This window comes from Acinetobacter higginsii (assembly GCF_000369845.1).
GTDB lineage: Bacteria > Pseudomonadota > Gammaproteobacteria > Pseudomonadales > Moraxellaceae > Acinetobacter > Acinetobacter higginsii.
In genome coordinates this window covers 424,488-444,380 of record NZ_KB850223.1, presented here as the reverse complement: position 1 = coordinate 444,380, position 19,893 = coordinate 424,488, and the positions used below count along the sequence as shown (strand labels likewise).

The 19,893-nt window shown below is 40.8% G+C and carries 18 protein-coding genes and 3 tRNA genes; 6 read left to right on the top strand and 15 right to left on the bottom strand.

All coding sequences use genetic code 11. The annotated features are described in order from the left end of the window. Positions 1–8 precede the first annotated feature (8 nt). Entirely contained in the window at positions 9–2,177 is a 2,169-nt protein-coding gene (locus F885_RS00690) for a TonB-dependent siderophore receptor (RefSeq protein WP_005322854.1), read from the top strand. A gap of 53 nt (positions 2,178–2,230) precedes the next feature. Here F885_RS00690 and glpD read toward each other — a convergent pair whose 3' ends face one another. The 3 genes from glpD to glpK all read right to left on the bottom strand — a co-directional run bounded on the left by glpD (position 2,231) and on the right by glpK (position 6,336). Further along, positions 2,231–3,751: a glycerol-3-phosphate dehydrogenase gene (gene glpD / locus F885_RS00695; RefSeq protein WP_005322839.1), complete on the bottom strand. Its 1,521-nt coding sequence runs from the start codon at positions 3,749–3,751 to the stop codon at positions 2,231–2,233. Positions 3,752–4,012: 261 nt separating this feature from the next. Then, the gene (locus F885_RS00700) at positions 4,013–4,771 is read right to left on the bottom strand and encodes a DeoR family transcriptional regulator (RefSeq protein WP_004652022.1); all 759 of its coding nucleotides are present in this window, start codon (positions 4,769–4,771) and stop codon (positions 4,013–4,015) included. A gap of 50 nt (positions 4,772–4,821) precedes the next feature. After that, positions 4,822–6,336, bottom strand: a complete 1,515-nt coding sequence (glpK, locus tag F885_RS00705; RefSeq protein ID WP_005202079.1) for a glycerol kinase GlpK — start codon at positions 6,334–6,336, stop codon at positions 4,822–4,824. Positions 6,337–6,597: 261 nt separating this feature from the next. Here glpK and F885_RS00710 point away from each other — a divergent pair, with 261 nt between their 5' ends. After that, entirely contained in the window at positions 6,598–7,020 is a 423-nt protein-coding gene (locus F885_RS00710) for a hypothetical protein (RefSeq protein WP_004801483.1), read from the top strand. 61 nt (positions 7,021–7,081) lie between these two features. Here the strand turns inward: F885_RS00710 and F885_RS00715 are convergent, their stop codons facing one another. From F885_RS00715 to folD, 3 genes are all read right to left on the bottom strand, one after another. Continuing rightward, complete coding sequence (locus F885_RS00715; protein ID WP_005322836.1) at positions 7,082–7,366, bottom strand: GNAT family N-acetyltransferase; 285 nt, start codon at positions 7,364–7,366, stop codon at positions 7,082–7,084. A 145-nt stretch (positions 7,367–7,511) separates the two neighbouring features. Further along, complete coding sequence (locus F885_RS00720; RefSeq protein WP_005202071.1) at positions 7,512–8,180, bottom strand: class I SAM-dependent methyltransferase; 669 nt, start codon at positions 8,178–8,180, stop codon at positions 7,512–7,514. 48 nt (positions 8,181–8,228) lie between these two features. Further along, positions 8,229–9,077 carry a bifunctional methylenetetrahydrofolate dehydrogenase/methenyltetrahydrofolate cyclohydrolase FolD gene (gene folD, locus F885_RS00725; protein WP_004652016.1) on the bottom strand — a complete coding sequence of 283 codons (849 nt, stop codon included), beginning with the start codon at positions 9,075–9,077 and terminating at the stop codon, positions 8,229–8,231. A 152-nt stretch (positions 9,078–9,229) separates the two neighbouring features. Between folD and F885_RS00730 the strand changes: the two genes are divergently transcribed. Then, positions 9,230–9,303: transfer RNA gene (locus F885_RS00730), tRNA-Cys, on the top strand. A gap of 8 nt (positions 9,304–9,311) precedes the next feature. Then, positions 9,312–9,397 (top strand) — tRNA-Leu (locus tag F885_RS00735). A gap of 126 nt (positions 9,398–9,523) precedes the next feature. On the opposite strand, the gene F885_RS00740 is transcribed toward F885_RS00735, so the two are convergent. After that, the gene (locus tag F885_RS00740; RefSeq protein WP_005322835.1) at positions 9,524–11,284 is read right to left on the bottom strand and encodes an alkaline phosphatase D family protein; all 1,761 of its coding nucleotides are present in this window, start codon (positions 11,282–11,284) and stop codon (positions 9,524–9,526) included. Positions 11,285–11,497: 213 nt separating this feature from the next. On the opposite strand from F885_RS00740, the gene F885_RS00745 reads away from it, so the two are divergent. Further along, positions 11,498–11,583, top strand: a tRNA-Leu gene (locus F885_RS00745). A 142-nt stretch (positions 11,584–11,725) separates the two neighbouring features. Here the strand turns inward: F885_RS00745 and pgaD are convergent. From pgaD to F885_RS00780, 7 genes are all read right to left on the bottom strand, one after another. Beyond that, positions 11,726–12,142, bottom strand: a complete 417-nt coding sequence (pgaD, locus tag F885_RS00750) for a poly-beta-1,6-N-acetyl-D-glucosamine biosynthesis protein PgaD (protein WP_005322834.1) — start codon at positions 12,140–12,142, stop codon at positions 11,726–11,728. 33 nt (positions 12,143–12,175) lie between these two features. Next, positions 12,176–13,432 carry a poly-beta-1,6-N-acetyl-D-glucosamine synthase gene (gene pgaC / locus F885_RS00755; protein ID WP_005322833.1) on the bottom strand — a complete coding sequence of 419 codons (1,257 nt, stop codon included), beginning with the start codon at positions 13,430–13,432 and terminating at the stop codon, positions 12,176–12,178. A 13-nt stretch (positions 13,433–13,445) separates the two neighbouring features. After that, on the bottom strand, positions 13,446–15,443 hold the full coding sequence (pgaB, locus tag F885_RS00760) for a poly-beta-1,6-N-acetyl-D-glucosamine N-deacetylase PgaB (protein ID WP_005202062.1): 1,998 nt from the start codon (positions 15,441–15,443) through the stop codon (positions 13,446–13,448). A gap of 254 nt (positions 15,444–15,697) precedes the next feature. Beyond that, positions 15,698–16,099, bottom strand: coding sequence for a hypothetical protein (locus tag F885_RS00765; protein WP_005322832.1), 402 nt, complete (start codon positions 16,097–16,099; stop codon positions 15,698–15,700). A 367-nt stretch (positions 16,100–16,466) separates the two neighbouring features. After that, positions 16,467–16,808, bottom strand: a complete 342-nt coding sequence (locus F885_RS00770) for an FKBP-type peptidyl-prolyl cis-trans isomerase (protein ID WP_004652009.1) — start codon at positions 16,806–16,808, stop codon at positions 16,467–16,469. A 30-nt stretch (positions 16,809–16,838) separates the two neighbouring features. Next, positions 16,839–17,369 (bottom strand): YaeQ family protein, encoded by a 531-nt coding sequence (locus F885_RS00775; RefSeq protein WP_004801500.1) that lies wholly within the window; start codon positions 17,367–17,369, stop codon positions 16,839–16,841. 54 nt (positions 17,370–17,423) lie between these two features. Further along, complete coding sequence (locus F885_RS00780) at positions 17,424–18,458, bottom strand: CobW family GTP-binding protein (RefSeq protein ID WP_005322830.1); 1,035 nt, start codon at positions 18,456–18,458, stop codon at positions 17,424–17,426. A gap of 479 nt (positions 18,459–18,937) precedes the next feature. On the opposite strand from F885_RS00780, the gene F885_RS00785 reads away from it, so the two are divergent. Beyond that, positions 18,938–19,132 (top strand): hypothetical protein, encoded by a 195-nt coding sequence (locus F885_RS00785; RefSeq protein WP_004801506.1) that lies wholly within the window; start codon positions 18,938–18,940, stop codon positions 19,130–19,132. Between the two features lie 139 nt (positions 19,133–19,271). On the opposite strand, the gene F885_RS00790 is transcribed toward F885_RS00785, so the two are convergent. Continuing rightward, on the bottom strand, positions 19,272–19,793 hold the full coding sequence (locus F885_RS00790) for an acyl-CoA thioesterase (protein ID WP_004801507.1): 522 nt from the start codon (positions 19,791–19,793) through the stop codon (positions 19,272–19,274). Positions 19,794–19,893: the final 100 nt, after the last annotated feature.

Genomic DNA, 19,893 nt, shown 5'->3' with positions numbered 1-19,893 from the left:
TCATTTACATGGTTGTAGACATGAGTTCTTCCTTGCTGTTCAAACGCACTCCCCTTTTTTTAGCAATCTCCACATTAGTCAGTATCAGCTCATATAGCCATGCACTTGAGGAAGGATCACAACAACTCCCAACTATCAAAGTTCAAGCCTCGCAAGATAGCAATGCCAGTGAACAAACCAAAGCATATACCATTAAAAATAGTTCAAGCGCCACTAAACTCAATATTGAAGCCAAAGAAATCCCTCAGACAATCAATGTGGTAACACGACAACAAATCGAAGACTTTGGTCTTACCAGCTCTAGAGATGTGTTAAATAACACACCTGGTGTGACCGTAAATTCGCTGGAAACTGAGCGTTCTGTGTATATGGCACGTGGTTTTGAAATTTCAAACATTCTGGTTGATGGAATTGGTTTTCCGTCAAGTGAATGGAATTATAACGATACCAATCCAGACAGCTACTTTTATGATCGCATTGAAGTCATTAAAGGTGCAGATGCACTGACCAATGCTTTTGGTGATCCAAGCGCAACCATTAACTATATCCGTAAACGCCCCACCAAAGAGTTTCAAGCCAATGCTGGCTTAAGTTATGGCTCATGGGATACACAACGTTATGAGGCAGATGCCTCGGGTAGCCTATTACCAAACGGTACTGTTCGCGGCCGTGTTTCTGGTTTTCAACAAACAGGCGATTCAAACTTAGACCGCTATAGTTCTGAGAAAAATGGCATTGCAGGAGTTTTAGAAGCTGATCTTGGAGACAATACATTACTAACTATTGGTGCCAGCCAAGAAAAAAATAAGCCCAATGCCAATAACTGGGGGGCTTTACCACTGATGGATTCTACAGGTAAACAAATCAGCTATGATCGTTCGTATAATCCTAATCCAGATTGGACCTATTGGGACAATACTTCACGTAATGCGTTTTTTGAGTTAAAACAAAAATTATCAGAAACTTGGTCTGCCAACCTAAGCTACAACTACAATGAGAAGGATCGTAAAAGCCAACTGCTCTACTACTATGGCTATCCAAATGCTGATGGCTCAGGTATTTCCCTAACACCAAGCGGCTTTTTAGAAAATAATAAACTACATACAGCCGATTTAAATCTACAAGGCAAATTTGACCTGTTTAATCGTGAGCATGAAGCAATCATCGGCTATACCTTCTCAAATAGCCACCAAAATGACCATGCAAAAAATGGCACTTTGCACGACAGTAACATCAACTATGTGGATAATGTCCCTTATACAACAGATTGGTCAAGTTGGACCCCAAACAATATTACTTGGTCTGATTTTTCTGAAACAGCCGACTATACACAGCGCAATCAATCCATTTATGCTGCGACACGCCTTCATTTAAATGAAGACCTAAAACTCACTTTAGGCGCAAACTACGTCAAAGCCAAAAGTGAAGGTACAAGTTACAATGCACCAATGGTTTACGATGAAAGTAAAGTTTCCCCTTATGCAGGTATCACCTATAACTTCACACCTGAATATACCGGTTATATGAGCTATACCTCAATTTTCCGCCCACAAACTGCAGTCGATGAGAAAACAGGAAAAGTTGCGGATCCAGTTGAGGGTAAAAGCTATGAAGTTGGGTTTAAAAGCTCATGGCTAGATAACAAACTGACTGGAACACTGGCTGTGTTTAGAACCGAAGAAAGTAATTACCCGCTACGCCCAACAGATAGCCATCCACTTAACCGTACTTCAGCTATCAGTGATTTACGCTCACAAGGTGTAGAAGTGGGTTTGGCAGGCCAATTAACAGATCAGGTCAATGTTTCTCTCGGCTATACCCAGTTTAGCCTGCAAGACCTAAAAAATGGCGGTGCTGCAAGAACCTATAATCCAACACAAAGCTTTAATCTATTGACGACTTATTCCCCCGCTCAGCTACCAAAACTGAAAGTTGGTGCAGGTCTAAAATGGCAAAGTAAAATCACACGTTTTGACCCAAGCTATAGCACTTACCTTAAACAAAGTGATTATGCGCTGCTCAATTTGATGGCAAGTTATGACATTAGTCCAAATCTCAGTATTCAGGCCAATGCCAATAACGTAACGGATAAAAAATATTTAAACAGCTTTACCGATGGACAAGCCTTCTACGGAGCACCTGCAAATTACACCATTGCATTCCGCTTCAAATACTAATGAAGACCAATAAAAAAGCCCCTTATTCAAAGGGGCTTTTTTATTGAGAACTTTTAAGCAGCAACCGTGCTATTTGGTTTATTTGCTAAATATACATCTAAGTTTTCGATTTCACTTGGTGCAAAATTGAGACCAAGCTTTGAACGTCTCCACAGAATATCTTGGCTGGTCGTTACCCACTCAAAGCGGCATAAATAATCCACTTCTTTCGCATACAAACCTTGACCAAAATGTTGACCTAACTGCTCAATCGAAGTTGCTTCACCCAAGATATTCCAAATACGTGAACCATAAGCAGATGCCCAACGTTTTGCCAAAGACTCAGATGCATCAGTGATTTGTGCACGAATCTCTTTCGCCAACTGTTCAGCTGATGCCATATTTTCACCACCCGGCAAAGCCTCAGTTGCTGTCCAACTGCCTTTCATTTCTGGGAAAAATGCTTTGAGCTGCTGCATTGCAGATTCTGCTAACTTACGATACGTGGTTAACTTACCACCAAAGACCGAAAGTACAGGTGCCTGATCTTCTGCTTCTTGCGATAAAGCCAAAGTATAATCACGGGTAATTGCAGATGGATTGTCCGATTCATCGTCACACAATGGACGTACACCAGCAAAAGTCGAAATAATATCGGCTTGGGTTAACTGATTTTTGAAATGTGCATTACTGACTTCAATCAAGTAATCAATTTCTTCTTGGGTGATTTTTACTTGTGCAGGATCACCTTGATATTCACGATCCGTGGTTCCAATCATGGTGTATTGGTCTAAGTACGGGATTGCGAACACAATACGACGGTCATCATTCTGCATGATAAAGGCTTTATCGCCTTCATACAGCTTCGGCACAATGATATGACTGCCTTGAATCAAACGAATACCATACGGCGATTTAAGCTGCAAATCTTGCTTAATAAATTGTGCCACCCAAGGGCCAGCCGCATTCACTAAAGCCTTTGCCTTAATCTGGAATTGACCTTTTTCATTTTCCAAATCAACAATCCAGTATTGCCCTTCACGTTGTGCTGATAAACAACGTGTACGTGTGACAATGTCCGCACCTTTTTCTCGGGCATGCATGGCATTCAACACCACCAAACGAGAATCATCAACTGCACAGTCTGAATATTCAAAACCACGAGTAATTGCAGCATTTAAAGGGCTGTCTTCTTTAAAATAAACGTTATTCGAACCCAATAACTTTTCACGTTTACCCAAGTGATCGTAAAAGAATAAACCTGTACGAATCAACCACGCTGGGCGTAAGTGTGGACGATGCGGCATGATAAAACGCATTGGACGGATAATGTGTGGTGCTTTTGCCAACAATACTTCACGTTCAGCCAGCGCTTCACGAACTAAGCGAAACTCTTTGTGTTCAAGGTAACGTAAACCACCATGGATCAACTTACTACTTGCTGAAGAGGTATGGCTGGCCAAATCATCTTTTTCACAGAGGAATACTGATAAGCCACGACCTGAAGCATCTGCCGCAATACCAACACCGTTGATACCACCACCAATGACAGCAAGGTCATAAATTTTGTCATTTGACTGAGGAGAAGTTTGCATAAGTCACCGCAAATTTTCATTATTGTTCAATAACGAACATTTAAACATGTAAAATGAAAACAAACAATAAAAAAACGTCAAAAAAATGCCAATTTATAGGCATTTTTAGATAAATGGTCAAAATTGAAAATATACAGGTGAAAAAGAGGATATTCGGGCAATACAAAGACTGCTCATGGTTACAGCATTATTCTTATTTAAATATTCTTGAGTCAAATAATCTCAACTCAAGAAAAGTAATAATTTTTCGAAAATGAAGATTTACTGGGCAACGATCAAGCCAACATCTAAATCTCGAATGGTTTTCATAAACTCATCATTCGGCTGTTGATCGGTAAAAATACAATCCACTTGCTTAAGTGAACCTAAACGGATCATGGCATTACGACCAAACTTACTACTATCCGCAGCAAGAAACACTTGTCGGGCACTAGATACAATTTCCTGAGAGACACACACTTCTTGGAAATCAAAATCCAGCAGGGTACCATCTTCTTCGATACCACTGATGCCTACCAGTGCATAGTCTGCCTTAAACTGCTTAAAGAAATCCGCAGTCGCCTGACCAATCACGCCACCATCTGGACGCACACGCCCACTGGCAATCAACACCTCAAAGTCTTCTTTGGTACTCAGAATTTTGGCAACATTGAGGTTATTGGTAATAATCCGCAAACCCGTATGGTTCAATAACGCATGCGCGATTGCTTCAGTTGTGGTCCCAATATTAATAAATAAAGAGGCATAATCAGGAACAGCAGCAGCCACAGCGGCTGCAATCGTTCTTTTTTGTTCCAACATATGACCAACACGCATCGTATATTCAGTGTTTTCCACACTTGAATCATGCGCTGCACCACCGTGATAACGTCTCAACAAGCCCTCATCCGCCAGTTGATTAATATCACGACGGATGGTTTGCGGGGTGACATCAAAATGTTGAGCAAGTTCTTCAATACTGATATAGCCACGCTCTCTCACTAGTTCGAGGGTTTTTTGTTGGCGTAGTATCAAGCTCATGCTCATCCATCCTATGTTGTTTTAAGTCATACTAAACGGTCTATTTTAGCTTAATCTTCCGCCCAATCACGAGTGCGTCCGACAGCTTTTAACCAACCTTTATAGAGTTTCTCAGTCACATCCTGACTGCACTCTGGCACAAAGGTATTTTCGATGGTCATTCTACTCTTCAATTCGTTTAAATCCGACCAGAAACCGACAGCCAAACCAGCCAAGAATGCTGCACCCATACCCGTTGTTTCTTTCATCGCAGGACGTTCTACTGAAGTCCCCATGATATCGGCTTGGAATTGCATCAAGAAATTATTGGCAGTTACACCACCATCGACACGCAAGGTACGCAATTTCTCACCTGAATCTTGCTGCATGGCATCCAATACATCACGGGTTTGGTAGGCAATCGATTCCAATGTGGCACGAATAATATGTTCGATGCTTACACCGCGAGTGATACCCAAGATTGCACCTCGTGCTGTTGGATCCCAATATGGCGCACCTAAACCTGTAAATGCAGGCACCACATAGACACCGTTACTGTCTTTTACCTTGGTTGCATAGTATTCGGAATCATGCGAATCATTGATCGCCTTAAGTTCGTCACGCAACCATTGCACACATGAACCACCATTGAACACCGCACCTTCCAGTGCATAGTTCACTTCACCACGCGGTCCACATGCAATTGTCGTTAATAAACCATGATTAGATTGTACAATGCGTTTGCCCGTATTCATGAGCAAGAAGCAACCTGTACCATAAGTATTTTTTGCCTGACCCGCTTCAACACACATTTGTCCAAATAGCGCAGCCTGCTGATCACCAGCAATACCTGCAATTGGAATTCCAATCTCTTGCCCACTAATGGTATGTGTATAACCGTAGACTTCAGAAGAACCACGAACTTCGGGCAACATCGCTTTAGGAATATTTAACGCTTCAAGCAGTTTATCGTCCCATTCAAGCGTTTCGATGTTGAATAACATGGTGCGAGATGCATTGGTATAGTCAGTCACATGCACTTGGCCATTGGTCAATTTCCAAAGCAACCATGTATCGATGGTACCAAATAAAAGCTCGCCACGTTCTGCACGTTCACGACTGCCTTCAACACGATCAAGAATCCACTTAATTTTAGTCGCAGAGAAATACGGATCAAGGACCAAACCAGTCACTTTATGAACGTAATCCTGCCAACCATCTTGACGCAGTTGATTACAAATTTCATTGCTTTGACGGCTTTGCCATACAATTGCATTGTAAATAGGTTTGCCGGTCTGCTTATCCCAAATGACAGTGGTTTCACGCTGATTGGTGATCCCAATCGCTGCAATTTGCTCGCTAGAAATACTTGCTTGCGCTAAAGCTTCAACCCATACCGCACTTTGCGTTGCCCAGATTTCCATTGGATCATGCTCAACCCAACCTGGTTGTGGGTAAATTTGCGTAAATTCACGCTGAGCAATACTGATGACATTCGCATCGTGATCCAATACGATCGCACGTGAACTGGTTGTACCTTGGTCAAATGCAACCACGTATTTCTTTTGACTATCTGTAGAGATCATGACATACCTATCCAGACTTGCTTATGTATAGTGCAATAAATTAAATGCCCGTTAAAAAACGGGCTCAAATACTACAAAAAAGCAATGACTTCTGTATTAAATAAAAAACTTGGCAGATTATATGCAAAATTGTTCGAAAACGAAAATTCTTTCTTTATATTTGAAGCTAAAAAACGATGAATAGCCTGTGTTTTAAAGATTCCTCACAATAAAAAACTTATTTTATGCGATACTAAAACCAGAAATAACAGGATCATTGATATGAAAAAAACCAATTTATTGTTAATTATGAGCGGTGCTCTTGTTCTTGCAGCCTGTCAAAGTAGTCCACATCAATACAATGGCACAACGGGTTATCAAATTGAAAATAAAACTGCCACTTCCGCGACTGTTGCCTATACCCTCGCGGCACGTAGCAATAGCGATCTAGATGAGAAAAAATTACAACATGCCTGCAAGCAAATTTTAGGTGCAGATAAAACCTATAAACTTGCAGTATTGAGTGTCAATGAAATCGTCAATCCAACCCAACAAGAGCAATATGGCGTAAAAATTGGTAATAGCCGCGCAACATTTGGCTTATCTAATTCGCCAGATTTGAATAATAGCGAAGGCTATGCAACCCGTCAGGCACTTGAAACACGTCCAAGCACACTCAAAGTGGTTCGCTATACCTGTTCTTAATTTTATGACTTGATCAATAAAAATGGATGTATTCCATCATTGAGAATACATCCAACTCAACCTATCCTTTCAATACGTCATGAATCGAAAGATCTTTATCAAACACCGATTTTGCAAATGGGCATAAAGGAATGACTTTCACCTGACGTTCACGTACAAAGGCGATCAACTCCTTTAACAACTTATGTCCTACACCCTGCCCACGAAATTGATCACTTACATCGGTATGGTCAATAATGAGCATGCTATCTCCTGCCCAAGTGTATGCCATCTCACCCGCAAGCACCTCACCTTCGAACAGCTTAAATGCACCATGTTTCCCATCATCAATCTGCTGAATACTCATACACGTTCCTTTTTTAAACATTCTGCTATATAACAGCCCAAAGGCCATCTGTTTATTTCATTTCAATGTTTTAGCATGCGTGGTGAGGCGATTGTGTTGAGATTTGATAACCTCAACACTATTGTTCTTTTTTAACAAGGAATATTTATTTGGTACGATAAAAACTGACGTTTCTAAACTCTTTGGCTTCATCCAAATCTGGCCAAGTACTTGCACTACGTTCGTCAATTTTTAGATATTGAGGATGACTAAAGTTTTTGACTCGACTATCGGCAACCCAGACTTCAGGTGCGAACTTTAAGAACTCATCCAAAAAGAAACGATTGGATTGGTCGTATAGCACATCTGCTGCCAGTAGCACATCGACTTGCTCTGACTGATACAAATCGTCCAGATACTCAAGCTCAACATCATTCAGCAACGCATTTTCACGACATGATGCCAGACTCACGGGATCAATATCACAACAAATCACACGTTTAGCACCAGCCATTTTTGCCGCAATCGCAACCACACCTGAACCTGCACCAAAGTCCAGTACCACCTTATCTTTAACATGATGTGGCTCTGCCAACAGCCATTGTGCCATTGCCAGACCAGAGGCCCAACAAAAAATCCAGTACGGCGTTTCATTCCAAATCCGTCGAATCACTTCATCATCTAAACGGTCGGTCGGAAATACCGGAGGAATTAACCAGAGTGAAATCGGTGTTTCAGGTAATTGTTGTGCCAATAAATCAGTATTGGGAATCACCTGATGCAAAGCCAGCAACAAATGTTCAGGCGCTTTGGCAAATTGAAAAGTACAACTCATATTTGTTTAATTCTAAAAAAACCCCTCTTCGCGAGGGGTTATTAATCTTTAGGCTAATGCTTTTTCAGCAGCTTCTACAGTTTGACGAATCAACGTGGTAATCGTCATCGGACCCACACCACCCGGTACTGGGGTATAAGCTGAAGCAATCTCTTCAATACCGACCAATTGGATATCGCCTACACCACCACCATCACGTGGATGGAAACCTGCATCAACCACAACAGCACCTTGCTTGATCCAGTCTTTTTGAATCAATTCAGCTTTACCGACTGCACCAACAATAATATCCGCTTGTTTTACCAATTCTGGCAAGTTTTGAGTACGAGAATGGCAAATGGTGACCGTTGCATTGGCTTGTAATAGCATCATCGCCATTGGTTTACCCAAAATAGCAGAACGGCCCACAACAACCGCATGTTTACCTGCGATTTCAATTTTGTTTTCTTGCAAAATGGTCATGATGCCAGCTGGAGTTGCTGAACCATATGCAGCCTCACCCATTGCCATACGACCAAAACCTAAACACGTCACGCCATCCACATCTTTTGCCAATGAAATCGCATCGAAACATGCTCTTTCATCAATTTGTTCAGGCACTGGATGTTGCAACAAGATGCCATGTACATCTGGATTGGCATTTAATTTTTCAATTTCAGCCAATAATTGTTCAGTTGTGGTTTCTTTTGGAAGCTCAACTTTCAATGAGTCCATGCCAACACGACGGCAAGCATTCCCTTTCATACGCACATACGTTGCAGATGCACCATCATCACCAACCAAAATAGTTGCCAAGATTGGGGTACGCCCCGATTTTGCTTTTAATGCTTCTACACGTACCAACAAATCCGTTTCAATTTGTTTTGCTAATGCACGACCGTCTAAAACCAATGCCACAGCGCATCTCCAAAGTGGGTATGAATCAATTGCGTAAATAATACATGATAATTTGAGCAATATTCTTTTAGATGTTGTTTTTATGTGCATATTCGCAATAAACACTATTGTTTTTTTTTTAAAGATTGCTAATATGTGCATCACCAAGAGATGGCGGGGTGGCAGAGTGGTCATGCAGCGGACTGCAACTCCGTGTACGCCGGTTCGATTCCGACCTCCGCCTCCATTGGTAAAGCCCGAGTGGTGAAATCGGTAGACACAGGGGATTTAAAATCCCCCGCCCACAAAGCGTGCCAGTTCGAGTCTGGCCTCGGGCACCATCTTTCAGCTAATGAAATATGGTGCAAATAAAAATCCAGCGTAAGCTGGTTTTTTTATGTCTGAAATTTAAGGACAGATCATAAAAAAGCCAAGTTCATTGACTTGGCTTCCCCCACGTTTGAAACTTAAGCCACTTGCTGTCCTGTTTTTACTGGCAATAGGTTTTTATCCAAGCTCAATTGATAACCACGGGTTTTATCAATCACATATTCAGGCTTTTTGATCGAATCGACATAAATCCACTGCGATTGAACCTGCGCAGCATCAAATTGCACGATCAAATACCCTCTCTGATTTAAATTGCAGTAATTCAACTCATCAATCAAGGTTGTGAATGCAAATTCAAACTGTTGCAATTGTGCCAATGGAATATTTAAATATTTTTCTAAGCCCGGTGAAGATACAGAACTGGTTGCTAACTCCACCCCAACGAATGCACCATCTTTACTGTATAAGTTTGACGACCAAGCGTTATGCGTATCCCCTGCCAGTACCACGACTTTTTTCTTTAATTGCGCCAAGGCAGCATACACAATCTCACGCTCAGCAAAATAACCATCCCATGCATCTAAGTTATAAGGTGCAACCGTCAGAACACGAGCTTTTTCTTGTGCTGTTAAATTCGGATCACCTTTCTGCAAGCGAATTTTTAAAGTCACTAACTCGGTAATTTGTGCATTCATCTTATTTAAAGTCTCTGCGCTCGGATTCCCTGCGGTAATTTCAGCTAAAGCAAGCAGTAACTCAGCAGGAACCAACATCTTGGTCATTAGAATTTGCTGACCAAGCACATTCCAGTTTGCTGTCGACTGTTGCAATTTTCCAATCAGCCAATCACGTTGGGTATAACCCATTAGAGTACGTGCTGGATTGGTCAAATCTGCTTGGAATTTTGCAATATCCAAACCATTCGCTGTCATATAGTTGGCATAATCCAACTGTTCATCACGCGCAATAATTCGCGTATCCAACATCGTTAATTGAACTAAATTACCAAAATCGAACTGGCGATAAATCTTGGTGTGTTGATCATCGACAGGGCGAATTGGCATCCACTCAAAATAGGCCTGCAAAGCGGCTAGTTTACGGTCAAGGAATGGCCCTTCATTCGGCTGGTGATTTTCAGCCCCTTCTCGCCATGCATCATTGGCTAACTCATGGTCGTCCCAAATCACAATAAATGGATGACGATGGTGCAAGGCCTGCAAGTCTTTATCTTTACGATACAACGCATAACGCTTGCGATAATCATCCAATTTAATAATTTCTTTATTATTGTCTGCAGCAAGCGTACGACCTAATTTAGCTGCATCTTCTGCTGCATAACCATCCGCGCCATATTCATAAATATAGTCACCTAAATGGATCACCACATCGACATTTTGCTTGGCCATTTCACGATATACATAGAAATAACCCGCTGGGTAGTTTGAACATGAACACACTGCAAAACTGACTTTTGTCGCACTGCTTGGCAAAGTCTTGGTTTGACCCACAGGTGAAACTTTATCCCCGAAGATAAAACGGTAGAAATAGCTTTGATCTGGTTTTAAACCTGTTGCATCTACCTTCACCGTAAAATCTTGTGAAGCTGTTGTGGTGACTTTATCGGTTTTAATGATTTGTTTGAATTGCTGATCTAAAGCAATTTCCCATGTCACTTGCAGACGTGCACTATTCTCGCTTGGTGTCAAACGTGTCCACAAGATCACGCGATCCTGTAAAGGATCACCACTGGCAACCCCATGTTCAAAATTCACTTGTAATGTTGCCGTCTCTTGATCTGAATTGTCGTTACACCCCGTAAAACCCGCAGATAAAGACAACGCCCCGAAACCGAATAGACTTTTTTGAATAAGTTCCCGTCGTGAAATTTTTGCTGTCATTTGGATAGCTACCTTAACTTTTATCACTATAAGTAAATGATTGAAATTAATCGGCTTAGATGAAGCTTTGATCTCAGTTTGATGAAAGAATCATGAAAGTTATATGACAGTGCTTAATTTTCATCAGATAAGCACATGAATTGATTGAAAAGAAAGCAAATAGCAAGTTTTGCTCTTGCCAAGTTTTAAAGTGTCCTCTATTATTGCGCACATGCCCGAGTGGTGAAATCGGTAGACACAGGGGATTTAAAATCCCCCGCCCACAAAGCGTGCCAGTTCGAGTCTGGCCTCGGGCACCATCTTCCAACTAGTGAAAGATGGTGCAAATAAAAATCCAGCATAAGCTGGTTTTTTTATGTCTGAAATTTATGATCTGATCATAAAAAATGCCTTAATTTTTTAATTAAGGCATTTTTTATTCTTAATTTAGAACAATAAGTCTTATTCTACGCGAACAATCTTACCATTCTCATCATGATGGACGATACACACCTTCTGCTGACGTCCAATCTGAATTTCTTGCTCAGCTAATTCGAAATATCGCGCATAATCAGGGAGTGTCTTTTCAACTGCATGCTTTTTATGCACACGTTTTGCAGGTAACAAACTCCAAAGCAATAATGCAACCGCACACATAAACAATGCCGTTACACCATGCTCAATGCCATCACCAAATGCGGACATTAAACGCTGTGCGATATGGGTCTTTTGTAATTCAACCAACACCCATACCAAAATAAATGGACGCCATAACAATAACCACCCTGCCCACATCATTGCGGTGGTAGTGGTCGAGAAGTAGCGTTTATGCCATGGGAGTTGGCGACGTACATCAATAATCAAGCTGTCTGCTTTCATTGCTTTTTACTCAGCAAAATGAATCTTTAGGATTCAACGAATTCCACGATCTGGGCTAATCCAACGGGCACGCTTCTCATCATTACGCAACAGTACCTTTGGAAAGGCGACGATTGTAGCAGTAATTGTGATCAACCAAAACACAAACGGGTACCAAATCATCCAATAATAATTTTTCCCAAGGTTTGGTTCATAACGACTATCCATCCATTTGCTTAAAGCAAACTGAATTAAACAGGTCGCCCCCAATAAAATTCCACTACCGTAAGGTAAAAATGGCGAGCTCACCACCGCCAGTGCTGGAATTGCAAAGATAAAATGCAATAACCAGATGATCGCCATAATAAGCATCAAATATGACCAAACAAGTGTCAAACACAGTTCAAACATCAAAGGCCATAAAAAATTAAGTTTAGGCTTTAAAAACACATCAATATTTTTAACCAAGACCTGTGCGCCACCCATCGCCCAACGTAGACGCTGCTTCCATAAACCATTTAAGGTTTCTGGCATCAAGATCCACACCAAGGCATTTGGCTCAAAGCGCACATCCCAACCTGCACGTTGTAATTTCCAAGTGATGTCGATATCTTCAGTCAACATGTTCGGTGACCAATAATCAACTTGATGTACGGCGCTTTTACGAAAAGCGGTAATCACGCCCGATACGGTAAATAAACGACCAAAGGTTCGTTGTGCACGCTTGATCATACCGACAATCGAAGAGAACTCACCCACTTGAATGCGCCCAAGCAAGGTCGAACGTGTCCGAATACGCGGATTACCAGTTACCGCTGCCACGGTTGGATCTTCCAAGAAATGACGCATCATCCATTTAGCAGCATGGGGATCAAGCAGAGCATCACCATCAATCCCGATCAGGAATTCTGCATCGGTCATCAAGCTACCCGCTTGTAACCCCATTGCCTTACCTTGGTTCTGTGCCAAATGCACTACACGTAATTTTTCATACTGTGTCGCCAATCGATCGAGCACTTCACCGGTATTGTCAGAACTACCATCATTAATCGCAATCACTTCAAAGTTAGGGTAATCCAGCTTAAGTGCATGGCTAATGGTTTCTTCAGCATTGCCCCCTTCATTAAAGCACGGCACTAAGACCGCAACTTTAGGATATTCAGCTAAAGCTGCAGGTTGCTGATAAGGAGGATCTTGACGCTCTCTCCAATAGAAAATGAGTGCCCCCACCATCCATAAATACGACATAAATAATGGATAGTAAAAAACAAACTTAATGGCATATGACCACAATAAAGCAATCCAACTCATCTACATTACTCGACTATGGTACTAATTGAGATGATTTTAGACCAAAAGCCTTACGCATTGTTTCAACATCTGGATGTCCTTTGATCGGATCATCTGGATAATAGGCCACATGCATTGCACCTTGTTCATATAAGGACTTAATCGTCGCAGCCATTTCTTCAGACGGCACTTTTTGGTCATTGCGCCAGTTTACCGCCTGTAACTCCATCACGGTCTTTTTAATACCGTTTGGATACTGCTTCACGCGATTCATGATATCTGAATAGAACTTAGTTGGATTGTCCGATTGCTCCATATAAGGCATTGCCATAATCGCCGTAAAATCATAACGATTCAGTGATTGCTCTAAAGATTGTGCATACCAGTTTTCTGCATAAGCATTTAAAGCCACCTGCGCATAAAGATTACGAGCAGTCACTAGGAATGGTTGATACTGACGAACCTCTCCTGCCAACTCCATTGCAAAATCATCTAAATAATTGGTTTTATAAGCCGTCCATTTTTGCAAATCGGCATCGTTATCACGAATTTTAGCAAGGTCAGTTGGTAAGCCTTGTTTGGCATACGCCGCCAACGCATCAGGACTGGCATCTTCATAATCTGACAAAGTCACGTCATCATGGAACAACAAGCCATCGAACGGCGTTGATTTAGCCAAATCCTGATAAATTTCTTTAATGGTTTGGCGCGCTTGTGGTGAAAATGGACTGAGACGAATATAGCCCATATTCAAATGTTCGCCTGCTTTGGCTTGTTGGGTTTCCACTAAATCTTTCGACACTGGATCAGTCTTAGGCAGTTCCCACGCCAAGAGTGGCATCCAGGCATATAAACGCTGTACAGGCGTACGGGTTTGGATTTGCCAAGCCACACGATTGAACAAATCTGCACGCATTGGAATATGACGATTTGGGAAATACACCATATCGGCAGAACCGTTGGCATCTGGATCAGAAAAGGCCTGTAAATACACCGTATTTACGCCCATGCCATTAATACGGTCAATCAGATGATCGAGATTACGTTCTTGCTGCTTGGTATCTGGGTCATAAATGTAATCTAAATCGACATGCATAATTTTTTGCGGTCGATTGTTATCATTCAAATTCAATTCACGGTTCTTAATCTCTTGTGCCAAAGCACTGGTCGACATATTGCCCTGAATCAAAATACGACTCATATTTTGAAGTGATTGCTTGGCATGATCTGCCCCATCATCCAAGGTAATGGTAATCGGCATCCCCAACTGTTTAGAGGTTTGTACCAACTGCATATTATAGCGACCATACGGCCAGACCATTACACGCGGTGAACGTAAACCATGTGATTTTAATAGCTCATTGTTCTTTTTTAAATCTTGATAAACACGGGCTTGATAAGCTGCATCACTTTCATAGCTCTTGGTTTTAGGGTCATAAATACGCGTAATCGCAGCAGGTTCCAGATTACCCTGCGGATTGCCATTAATGCCTTGATGTAAATGGTAACTGTGGCTGGCGATTTCAACCAAACCACTGTTCTGCATTTCCTTCAACTCATCCCAACTCAAGATTTTATTGCGCTCAATCAGCTCACCACCAAAATCAACTTTCTGGTCTGCTTTAGGTTCTAACCAAGATCCGACGACAGCCAACACCACTGGAATTTTTTTTGCGCGAATAATCGGATAGGCATTTTGATAAAACGACTGATAGCCATCATCCACCGTCAGCAAAATAGGTTTCGTTGGTAATTTATACTTACCTTGATGTGCTTTGATCAGTTGGTCGACATTAATAAAGTGATAGCCATTCTTTTTTAGCCAATCAATATGTTCACCAAATTGTTTGGCTGTCACAGCATAACTTGGAATCAAGGCATCTTTACGTTCTGTGATTTCATGATACCCAATGACCGTCAATGTGGTTGCATCAATTTTTGGATTTGCCGCAAAAGTTGTGGTGCAGGCAACCACCCCAAACACAAGACCTAAAACAGTTTTTAAAGTTGGGGACACTAAACGTGTTGTCATAGAGATATCGTCTCAAGATTAGAAATTCGCTGATCGCAGATCATGCCTGCATCATCTTACAATTTTATGGACAAATAAGATGTTTTGATGATCAGCTGGAAGTACGGATTGTATTTATAATTTTAAAAGCTGAAAATAAACTTAAATGTATTTTTTATGAAATCAATCACATTTTAATTGAATATTTTTTGGTAAGCACACCAACCCCTATTTCAAGATTTGAATTAGGGGCATTTAAGCATCCTTATACGAGATTAATATTGTATTAATTGAAAGTTAGGATGATCTGCAAGTTGCTGTAAATAGTGGCGCTCTTTTTGATAAAAATATTTATTCAGACGGTTCACCCATTCACCACGGCGGAAAGTCTGAATTTTTTTATGCACCCCATCATAGTCCAATAACACCACATTGCTATCATTTTCGCCGGCTGCCAAACGCGTGATTTTATAGTCATGCGGCGCATACTGATGCGAAGGCTGTAAAGATCTGAGGATTTCAACCTTATAATCCCCATCCATCCAATAGTGTTTGTCCGTCAGCGCTTTTTCATTCACCCAAAAACCAGTCTGGGCGCCATCATGGGTATCAATCAGAAAAAAATGATCTAACTCTCTTAATAGTTCTGATGCAGTGATATCCAAATAATCATTCATATCGACCTCTACTCACTCAAATTCTTATCATTACTTTTGCGACATTTTTTATCATCGATGAACTATAGCTGACTTACCCCCATCAACTTAGAGTCACCTGAAGCACAACATTTCACACCCTGAAAATACAGATTGATGCTTTAACAATAAGGGCCATAGAAAAATTGCTCTTTTAACTCAAAGATATACAGGACTGTATACAGAATCAATATATTTTTCTTGGGCTGTAATAAAATTCAGATGAAAGAAATGTTTTTAAAATCAAAATCTTATTATACAATTATCAATATTATTTTATCTTTATGATTTTAAAGCGATTTAGTCTAAAAATAAACCAAACCGCTTCGATTTACTCAATCAAAACTGGTTATTCGTCGCGTGTTTTTACGTCGAACAGTTCAATTTCAAAAGTCAGATTGGCATTGGCTGGAATGATCTTGCCCATTTTACGTGAGCCATAGGCCAAATGTGCAGGCACAATCAGCTTACGCTTTCCACCCACACGCATGCCCATAATGCCCTGATCCCAACCTTTAATCACACGACCGGTACCAATCACGGTTTCAAAGTAGTTGCCACGATCTAAAGACGAGTCAAACTTGGTTCCATCTTCCAACCAACCAGTATAATGAGTCGTGATTAAAGCACCACGAACCGCTTCTTTGCCTTCACCTACTTTCAAGTCAATGATTTCTAATTCTGCGCTCATTGCTATCTCTCCACATCACTCAAACTATAATTATTGCAATTGTTGCCACTGAATGTCGACTTGACCTTTGTCACTTAACAATGTCCATTCGCCATCCATAATATTCAACTGCAATTGCATGGTACGTTCGCATAAGCCCTCAAGTGCCTGCGTAGTTTGTGGGGCCAATTGCCACACTTGCACATTGCTCAAAGTTTTAATCTTGGTGTTTTTCTGCCACCAATCGTCTGACTGAGAACCATAAGTCACAACTGCAACATTCTTACAACGTGCACTGGCCTTTTTCACTTTATCTTCAGATGGACAGCCCACTTCGATCCATTGCTCTAGCAGTCCAGTCAGGTCTTTTTGCCATAATGCTGGCTCATCTGTTTCAAATAAGTCTTTGGTGAACTCTAAACGTTCATCGGCAAACCGTGCATAAGCCAGAATACGAACCATTAAACGTTCAATGGTTTCAGAAGGATGCTGAGCAAGTGTGAGCTGATAATCGGCATAGATATGCTCATCCATATTGGCAATATTGAGGTCTGCCTTATATATCGTTGCTTTTAACGCCATAAACTAAACTCTTAAATACAGTGTTCTCAAATTTGGCGCTAAGCATACTCTATTTTACCGAGAAGCATGTGCGATTTGATCAAGTTGATCATCAATCGGATCGATACGGCACTGCAATAATTCTGTTTCAAAAGCCAACCAGTCACGTGTTGACTGACAAATCACCTCAATTCGATTATCAATACTCTCCTCGGCCGACTTATAGTTAAACTGCTGCGGATTAAAATTAAAACTTTTCCAACCTAGATCGGTATTAAAAATTCCTTTAATTCGTACCCAGTCTTGTTGCGCACACAACACATCTAATAAATCATGAAAATTAAATTGCCAGCGTTTCGGCAATTTCCAACCTGCGACCGTATAACCCTGAGCCGTTTCAACATAATGATAAGGGAGTTGCTTTATTTCTGGCGTCTGTTCAATAGCTTGTGTTTGCTGCAATCTTAATAAGGGTTGGATCTTACGTTGTACAGGTTGCTGCTGAATATCCAATTGTTGCATATCCACCTGCCCATTTTCGGCTTCAACCCAATATTGGACATAGGTTTCATATTCTTGTTTTAAAGCCGCATAGGCTTGATGATCTGCGGCTGTCATACAGTCGATATGCGACAACACCACAATTTGAGCCGCTTTTAATTGATCGCTATATAAATTCTGTTTGACCCAATCCTGATCATGTAGACGACTCCCATCTACAACTATCACCAAAGCTCGCATTGCCAAGCTCGTTTGCCAATGCGGTTCAGTCAATTGCTCCAATAATTGTGCTGGATGCCCTAAGCCCGTTGGTTCAATAAATAATCGATCAGGTTTGCTTTCACTGAGTAAGCGAGAAAGTGCAATCTGCATCGGTAATTGACTACTACAACACAGGCAGCCCCCCAACAACTCTTTCACCGCATAGCCTTGTTGCTGGGTTATCAGTTGTTGGTCAACCCCAATTTGCCCAAACTCATTCATCAGAATCGCCCAAACTTCATGCTCAGGCTTTTGAGTGAGTAAATGCTGCAATAATGTGGTCTTACCTGCCCCTAAAAAGCCAGAAATAATATGAGTGGGAACTGTTTTGGGAGCAATAACCTTCACGATCGACTCGCATTGAAAATTTATTTCATTTTAAAGCGAAAAATTGATGAAATAAAATAAAGAATGATCCCCCTCTATAATTAGACTTAAAAGACATTAAATAAAAATAAAGAGATATTTATCACATATTAAATCTAAAAATCTTATTTAAAAATAAGATATAAATGGTTTATTCAATTAATAAATTTTTAGAAAATGAAGACTAGTGTTTAAAACACGTAAAACAATAGATTATTTTTTAACCATAAAAACATATTTACATACATTTTAATCCTTAATTTCTTCATGATGTTTTACACAGCAACAACATAAAGCGATTCAATATTTCATATTGTTAAGATAGACGTAATAGATTGTTAAGAACATTGCCGCAAATACGTTTGGCACATAGCATGGACCTCATGCCGAAATTGAGAGATTGGGATTAACCGAATCCTCCTATTGCGGTTGTTATTTTAAATGAAATAAGGATGCCAAACATGAAATTTATCAAAACTGTTCTTGCGACTACACTTACTCTTGCTGCAGCTTCTACATTTGCAGCACCAGTAGAACAACAAACTGAAGAAAAAGTTGTTGTTTCAACTCAAGAGCAACCTGAAACTCAAGGTCAAGCTGCAACTGATGCAACAGCAACTGAAGCACCTGCATCTACACCGGCACCAACAAACTAATCAGATCTTAAGGTTCCTCCAGACCCTTTAGACCCACATTTATAATGATTTAAAATTTATTTCATTACAAATGTAAAAAAAGATCGAACCATGCTGCGGTTCGATCTTTTATTTTTTGAATAAGCTCTGCATTAAAAAATTAGCATTGAGTGGTTTTCTTAAACATGCTGCATGAAGGCTGATGAACTTCTTGTAAACGTGTCGCCTTACGCTGCTCTGCGGCTTCAAAGCGACAACGCTTCCATTCCGTATCTAGATTTAATTGTGGTACTTCTTTTGGCTTACGCTGTTCATCCACTGCAACCATAGTGAAATAACAAGTATTGGTATGGCGGATGGTACGCTTCTGAATATTTTGCGCTTCAACACGAATACCAATTTCCATCGAAGTGCGCCCAACATGATTCACGCTGGCCAAAAAGGTCACTAGCTCACCAACATAAATTGGTTCTTTGAAATTAACGCGATCAACAGATAAAGTCACAACATAGCTGCCTGAGTATCGGCTTGCACAAGCATAAGCAACTTGATCAAGTAGCTTTAAAATCGTTCCACCATGAACATTACCTGAAAAGTTGGCCATATCAGGTGTCATCAAAACGGTCATTGTCAGCTCTGACTGGTCGTCAGGTGCTTGGTTTGCTTGATCTAATTGATACATGGGAAGAGCTCATAGAGAATACAACATGATTATTATCGTTTATTCATGGGTATAAACATATGCGCAAAACGATAAAACATCATCAATTCTTTTTATGATC